General features: G+C 59.1%; 10 protein-coding genes. 4 read left to right on the plus strand and 6 right to left on the minus strand.

Annotation, left to right across the window (positions count from 1 at the left end; genetic code table 11):
* Window positions 1-204: 204 nt before the first annotated feature.
* The gene (locus P0D73_RS45745; RefSeq protein ID WP_408436287.1) at window positions 205-822 is read left to right on the plus strand and encodes a rhomboid family intramembrane serine protease; all 618 of its coding nucleotides are present in this window, start codon (window positions 205-207) and stop codon (window positions 820-822) included.
* 161 nt (window positions 823-983) lie between these two features.
* Here the strand turns inward: P0D73_RS45745 and P0D73_RS45750 are convergent, their stop codons facing one another.
* The 3 genes from P0D73_RS45750 to P0D73_RS45760 all read right to left on the minus strand — a co-directional run bounded on the left by P0D73_RS45750 (window position 984) and on the right by P0D73_RS45760 (window position 3,177).
* Complete coding sequence (locus P0D73_RS45750; RefSeq protein WP_408436290.1) at window positions 984-1,430, minus strand: HU family DNA-binding protein; 447 nt, start codon at window positions 1,428-1,430, stop codon at window positions 984-986.
* A gap of 402 nt (window positions 1,431-1,832) precedes the next feature.
* Entirely contained in the window at window positions 1,833-2,249 is a 417-nt protein-coding gene (locus P0D73_RS45755; protein WP_408183576.1) for a hypothetical protein, read from the minus strand.
* 580 nt (window positions 2,250-2,829) lie between these two features.
* On the minus strand, window positions 2,830-3,177 hold the full coding sequence (locus P0D73_RS45760) for a hypothetical protein (RefSeq protein WP_408290874.1): 348 nt from the start codon (window positions 3,175-3,177) through the stop codon (window positions 2,830-2,832).
* Between the two features lie 282 nt (window positions 3,178-3,459).
* On the opposite strand from P0D73_RS45760, the gene P0D73_RS45765 reads away from it, so the two are divergent.
* Window positions 3,460-3,735, plus strand: a complete 276-nt coding sequence (locus P0D73_RS45765; protein WP_132382006.1) for a GlsB/YeaQ/YmgE family stress response membrane protein — start codon at window positions 3,460-3,462, stop codon at window positions 3,733-3,735.
* Window positions 3,736-3,801: 66 nt separating this feature from the next.
* Window positions 3,802-3,969: a DUF2934 domain-containing protein gene (locus tag P0D73_RS45770; RefSeq protein ID WP_408290872.1), complete on the plus strand. Its 168-nt coding sequence runs from the start codon at window positions 3,802-3,804 to the stop codon at window positions 3,967-3,969.
* Window positions 3,970-4,069: 100 nt separating this feature from the next.
* Here P0D73_RS45770 and P0D73_RS45775 read toward each other — a convergent pair whose 3' ends face one another.
* Window positions 4,070-4,330 (minus strand): response regulator, encoded by a 261-nt coding sequence (locus tag P0D73_RS45775; RefSeq protein WP_408290870.1) that lies wholly within the window; start codon window positions 4,328-4,330, stop codon window positions 4,070-4,072.
* 359 nt (window positions 4,331-4,689) lie between these two features.
* Here P0D73_RS45775 and P0D73_RS45780 point away from each other — a divergent pair, with 359 nt between their 5' ends.
* Window positions 4,690-4,854: a hypothetical protein gene (locus tag P0D73_RS45780; protein WP_408183583.1), complete on the plus strand. Its 165-nt coding sequence runs from the start codon at window positions 4,690-4,692 to the stop codon at window positions 4,852-4,854.
* Window positions 4,855-4,927: 73 nt separating this feature from the next.
* On the opposite strand, the gene P0D73_RS45785 is transcribed toward P0D73_RS45780, so the two are convergent.
* Both P0D73_RS45785 and P0D73_RS45790 read right to left on the minus strand, forming a co-directional pair.
* Complete coding sequence (locus P0D73_RS45785) at window positions 4,928-5,365, minus strand: response regulator (RefSeq protein WP_408290868.1); 438 nt, start codon at window positions 5,363-5,365, stop codon at window positions 4,928-4,930.
* 332 nt (window positions 5,366-5,697) lie between these two features.
* On the minus strand, window positions 5,698-5,994 hold a 297-nt coding region (locus P0D73_RS45790; RefSeq protein ID WP_408436293.1), incomplete at its 5' end, for a hypothetical protein.

Consider the following 5,994-nt stretch of genomic DNA (forward strand, 5'->3'; position numbering starts at 1 on the left):
GTATGCGCTCTTTCCGTCCCGGCGCCATCGTGCTGCGAAAGTCGACGCGTTCATTAATTTCTGCCTCGAGTCATTATCCGCAGCCGCACCCGTTACGCACCGTCAGATAGGTCTCCGGGGGAACCGCGGCAGCGCAAAAGCTAAAGCGCGCACGTCATCGCGTCCATGACAATTGATATCAAGCCGAGTACGGAGTAACTGGTAATGCCGCAAGTCTCGTCCCGGCGCTATGGCACGACTTCCACTTCTGACTCGCTCTTCGTGCAGCTCAAGGCACGTGGTCTCCTTCTGGCCGCCTTCGTTGGCTCCATCTGGTTGGTTTTTTTCCTGTCTGTTGCGCTGCCATTCCTGCATCTGAACCGGCACGGCGTGGTGCCGCGCACGTTTGGGGGGCTGCAGGGCATCCTGTTCGCCCCGTGGTTGCACGCAAGTATGATGCACCTGGTAGCCAACACTGGTGGACTGCTCATCTTGGGCTGGCTGTGCACCTGGCCGCGCATCGCGAACTTCTGGCAGGCGACAATCGGTGCGATGCTTGGTGCTGGATTGTGCGCCTGGCTGCTCGGCGCGCCCTACACGTTGCATATCGGCGCGAGCGGCCTCGTGTTCGGTTACGCGGGCTACCTGGTCGCGCGGGGCTATTACACGCGGCACGTTCTGGCGATGCTAGCTGCACTTTTCGTAGCGGCGAGCTACGGGCTGACCATGCTCTTTGGCGTGATGCCAATATATCCAGGCGTGTCGTGGCAAAGCCATCTGGGTGGCGCGGTGGGAGGCATCCTAGCCGCGCGCGCAGCCGCCCGCAGTGCACGACTTTTATGACGCCGCAAATGCTGGCACATTGAGCACGCCCTGATGCCCGGCGGTATCGCCCAGCTCATCTTGAGTAGCCAGATGAAATAAAGGCCTGTGCGTCCTGGGCAGAGAAGCAAAAAAGCCCCTCAGATTTTCGACGCGAGGGGCTCCCTTTCCGGTGGTCAGGTTTAGACCGCGGCATCCTTCAGCTTCTTCAGCGGGCGCACTTTCAGACGCACCGAAGCGGGCTTTGCGGCAAACCATTTTTCTTCGCCCGTGAACGGGTCCTTGCCGAAGCGCTTCTTCTTTGCCGGCACGTCCTGAGCAACAACCTTCAGCAGACCCGGCAGCGTGAACTCCTTCGCACCCTTCTTGTGGACCGATGCGAGCACTGTTTCTTCCAGAGCGGCCATCAATGCCTTCGCCGCTTTCGGCTCGACACCTGCGCGCTTGGCAAGATGGGTAGCAAGCGAAGCCTTCGTGAACGAATCCTTGATGGGCTTCAGCGGCGTGGCAGCGACCGCCTTCTTGGTGGCAGGAGTCGCCGCCTTCTTCACCGTCGGCGCCTTCGCCTTTTTCTCGACCGGAGTCGTCACCTTCGTCGGAGCCGGCTTTGCTGCAGCTTTCGTTGCCATAGATTCCTCGTCATTGGTCAAAGGTTGGCCCGGGGTCCTTGCCTTTGCGTAGTCACCGACAATGCGCAAAGGTCCAAATCCTCAGGCTGGCGCTAGCGTAGCAATTCGCTTTTGAATCCGCAACGGGCGAGGCCCTAAAACAAGGGGTTTTGTGCAAAACGAACGCAAAAACGGCGACCTGTACCCCTCCAGAGGAGGCTGCGTTCACGAAAACGGCTACGCGACAGGGTTTGACGCAGGGGCAAGAGAGGTAAACCACTCGCGCGAGTCCAGCGTCGGGTGCCGGAATCGGCAATGATGCATGCGAGCGCTTAAGGTGATTGGTGTTTGCTGAAGGATGTTTATTTTCCTATGGCTTAAGCGCAGGGTCACCTTCCGGCAACCCTGAAGCACACCTCGAATTTACTCAGCAGGGTCAAACAGCGCTGTAACTCCGACGTAGGTGGTCACGTCGAATTCGGCATTGCCTAGCTTCCGGAGAGCATTATGGTGACGGTCTGTGAGCCACCGGTCGCCGGCAGCCTCTCGCAAGACATGGCGGAAAGCGCGCACATCTTCCTTGCCTGCAAAAATCTGCTCGATGTATTTGTCTGCATCCAGTCGGCCGGCTTCAGCCGCGGCAGCGAGGCTATCCATCACCCATGACAGACCCGGGTTATGAGGTCTTGCCAGCAGTTCCGCAAGCTTGATTGGCGTCAGCGTTTTGTTCATGTGGTCCCAACCGCCGTACTCGATGCAAGCGCTGGCCATCCGCTGCCCTTCTTCGGTTTCAAACATAAGCGGGGTGACTTGCGGGATATATCCGTTAATCGTTGCCATCAGAGTCCTCTATTTCGATTGTTGTTTTCTACCGGACAGCGTGACCGGCTAGCGTTGATTACGGCATCAACGTAGCGGTGCTTGAGCGACAAACGTGAATGGCGGTTTCTACGACTGGAATGCGCCGTGCAAAGCATCGACTTGGATGCATCACAACTCATAGAGACTGCGAAACTATCTCATCCAGTTGGGGACGTTGTATGCGTCGACCATCGAAAGCGACTCAACGATTTTTAACTCGCTGGGTGCATGTTGGCCGCATGCCATGATGGCAATCGACCGAGTGCAGGCGGAGTGTGGCGCGAAGCGCCTTTATTGCTTACGACCAAGACGCTGCCGCGCTGCGCAGGGTCGTTCGCACTGTCGCGGCATCAGGACCAGGTGCGTCCGTGCGGCTCGCAAATCTTGTGACATCAGACCGACGTTTTGCGTTGCCGGACGGTGGATGCGGCGAGAGTCGCCGCGAGGCGATTTTTTGGTTTGAGCGAGAAATCGAAATCGCTTTTCTGCAGGAAGGAACGGCGAAAGCTTGAGAGTGGTTTTCCGGACGTACAAGCATCACTTGTACGTCCATGACGGATTACTGAGCAGGGTCGAAGAAGCTCGCGGCCGCAGCATAGGTCACTGCATCGAGTTCAGCGCAGCCCAATTTCCTTAAGGCACTTAAATGGCGGTCGTTCAGCCACTTCTCGCCGCCGGCGTCACGCAGAATCAGGCGGAAGGACCGCACATCCGCTTTGCTCGCAAACAGTTGCTCAATGTATTGGTCCCCGTCAAGTATGCCGGCTTCGGCGACCGCCGCGAGGCTGTCCATCGCCCAGGCTAGGCCGGGGTTGCCTGGCATTGTCAGGAGGGCCGACAGCTTGATTGGCGTCAGTGTCTTGTCGCGATGAATCCAGCCTCCGAACTCGACGCAAGCGGCGGCCACCTTTTGTCAGCCTTCGGTCTCGAACATCAGCGGGGACGGTTGCGATACACACGCGTTGACTACCGCCATCTGATTCCTCGAATCTGTAGTTTGATTTCTGCGACCCGCACGACCCGCTGAGGGCAATTACGGCAAACGCTCGCGGTTCTTTAGTTGATGAAGTCTGTCCATGCAACAGATTGGGGACTGAGAGTCGCCACGGGAACGCTGCTTGCGTCGGTGCCCGTTGCAGCGCTTGCTGACAATGACCGCTAGAGCGGTTGAACCCAAGGAGAAACGAATATGGACCCGGTCTCGCACGGAATCATTTTCTGGCTAATTATTGGCGGCATCGCCGGCGCCTTGGCCGGTCGTATCGTCGACGGTGGTGGCTTCGGCATTCTTGTCGACATCATTGTGGGAATCGTTGGCGCATTCATCGGAGGATGGCTTGGCGGAGTTCTCGGGTTGCACTTGGGAAGCGGCATAATCGGCTCACTTATTACGGCGCTGATTGGCGCGGTCATCCTGCTTGCAATCCTGCGCCTTTTCAGTGGAGGTCGCGCGCGTTCACTCTGACGCGGGTATTTGATTGACCCTTAGCGGCAAGGCCCTGCCCATTTGGCGATTTTTCTGGAGATTGAAATGGATATGCCAGTTACCGAGGACCAGATTCGTACGCTCGCGTTCTATCTTTGGGAGAAGGACGGAAGTCCTGACATGCGTTCCGAAGAGTATTGGGAGAAGGCGAGACAGCAGCTAGGCGTGGACGGTCCGACGGCGGAGCCGAACTCGGACGGCAGCCCGACTTGAGTAGTAAATCTGTCGATGGTTCAGAGCGAGTGTTCGCGGCTCAGTTCGCTGACACTCGCCTGCCGGAGCCGAAACGCCCCGGTTCACATGAACCGGGAGCCTATCTCTTTTCGGTTGCTCTGATAACTTCATCGATAGAAACCGGCTTGGTCAGATGCAAATCAAAGCCTGCACTTTTCGACCTCTGAACATCGGCGTCTTGATTAAAGCCGCTCAACGCAACCAGCGTCATTCCAATCAGCGCGGGATTTCCGCGAGAGACTTCCGCAAGCTCGCGCCCGCTCATCTGCGGAATCCTTTCGTCAATGAGCGCGACGTCCGGCAAGAACATCTGGACGGCTCTTAGAGGGCCGTCCGACACACGTTGTCAGGGCGCCCTGAGCGGCAAGGAAAAAACTCTTCAACTGCAGCTCGGCCTCAACTTCAATCTCCGGGCGCCCGCGTCAACGTCGTTTTGCATGGACTAAGAGCTGAGGGGCCCCCACGTCACCCGAAGTAAGAGCTGCATGTCCGACGGCGGCGTCGCCGGGGCACGGGAATTGCGCGAAGTAGGACGCGGGCGCACACCTTCCGGTGCCAGCGAACGCTTCGGCCTCGAGGAGATTTGCCATGAGAGTGATGAAAGGACTTTTGATTGCAGCACTATTTGTCGGTATATCTGGGAGTATCTACGTACAAGGCGCGGGTGGCGGGGCCGCCGGGGGGCAAGGAGGCACGGGGATGAGCAAACCGAACGCAGGTGGTTCGACTGACACGGTGTCGGGTGCGTCGGGGGCGAATAGCATGACACCCTCGGGTGCTACTTCGCACAAGAAGATGCATAAGAAGTCCGGCGCCGCCATGCCGGCATCGGCCACCAATCCGGGTTCAGGGGGCAGCGGTTAAAGAATTATTGGAGGTGCGGCTGGCCCTGGCCTCAAGCGCGCTCGCCATTCCTGGACAAATCGAACGAAGAGCGCTACGGCCAACGGCGCGGATTGACAGGCCGCCACCGGGAAGCCGCCCGGCCCTCGGCGCCAGGCCGCGCAGAGACCGCCGCCAGGCGCCCGGCTACAAACGTGTCGACCGTGCGCAGTAGCATGGCGAGGTCTGCGGGCTTGCGAAAAAACGCCGACCAGCAGGGCGGACCGTCGCGGGGTTCGGGCATGGCTGACAGCATGACTATCGGCAGATGAGCAAATGCGGGCTGGCACCTCCCGCGCCGGCACAATTCATCTCCGTCCATTTCAGGCATCTGCCAATCAGTGACGATGAGCCGTGGCATTTCGCGCAGAACTTTGTGCAACGCTTCCGCGCCGTTTTGCGCGAGTACGACGTGATGGCCGCCGCTTTCCAGGGCCAACTGAAGCGCCCAGAGGTTATCGAGGTCGTCGTCGACGAGCAGGACTGTGGACATGGCTTGTAAGCGCGCGTAGGTATACCCTTGGCCGCCGCAACAGCCGTGCCTCAACGATGCACGTCAGTCGGCGGCGCACGGCGCGACTGATGTACGCCACAACGTGGACGGCGCCCGGGAAAGCCGCTAGCAATTCCGGACAAACGATGACTCTGAACGTTGGCCCCGGCAGCCTCCGAGACCCATTCGGAACCGGAGAAGGATTGACCCCGCGTCGCTTGCAACCCGCCATAAAAGGCGGACCACGCCGAGCCCCGTCCGCCGCTCCCCCGATTGTGCAGCGACGCGCAGCCAGCTGACCGTTTTGGCGCAGCGCCTATCTCTCTCGCCTCTTATTCGGGTGCGTCTTCATCGCACATTTCGTCGTGCTGTTCGTCGTCCTCGGACTGTAGGATAGGGGCAGCATTGTCCGGCGTCGCTGGGTCACGGTCGCTGTCTGCGATATCATCCGCGAGCTTGTCCTGGTCATCTTTGCGGCTGACACCGCGTGTCTGTTCCTTTGGATGGTTCGTCATCGCATGCTCCGAAGAGGAAAGCAGTAACTCGGTGCGCCACCCGCACGCGATGCTGCAGTCAGGGTTGAACGATTTGCGGCCGACGGTCGAACCGTTACGCTGCCAGAAGTGGGG

The organism is Paraburkholderia sp. RL18-101-BIB-B, assembly GCF_046026985.1.
Classification (GTDB): domain Bacteria; phylum Pseudomonadota; class Gammaproteobacteria; order Burkholderiales; family Burkholderiaceae; genus Paraburkholderia.

What these genes read in the sequence shown, in the direction of transcription:
- P0D73_RS45765 (WP_132382006.1), top strand. Translation starts at nt 3,460, where the DNA reads ATGGACCCGGTCTCGCACGGAATCATTTTCTGGCTAATTATTGGCGGC.
- P0D73_RS45755 (WP_408183576.1), bottom strand. Translation starts at nt 2,249, where the DNA reads ATGGCAACGATTAACGGATATATCCCGCAAGTCACCCCGCTTATGTTT.
- P0D73_RS45750 (WP_408436290.1), bottom strand. Translation starts at nt 1,430, where the DNA reads ATGGCAACGAAAGCTGCAGCAAAGCCGGCTCCGACGAAGGTGACGACT.
- P0D73_RS45780 (WP_408183583.1), top strand. Translation starts at nt 4,690, where the DNA reads ATGAGCAAACCGAACGCAGGTGGTTCGACTGACACGGTGTCGGGTGCG.
- P0D73_RS45745 (WP_408436287.1), top strand. Translation starts at nt 205, where the DNA reads ATGCCGCAAGTCTCGTCCCGGCGCTATGGCACGACTTCCACTTCTGAC.
- P0D73_RS45785 (WP_408290868.1), bottom strand. Translation starts at nt 5,365, where the DNA reads ATGTCCACAGTCCTGCTCGTCGACGACGACCTCGATAACCTCTGGGCG.
- P0D73_RS45770 (WP_408290872.1), top strand. Translation starts at nt 3,802, where the DNA reads ATGGATATGCCAGTTACCGAGGACCAGATTCGTACGCTCGCGTTCTAT.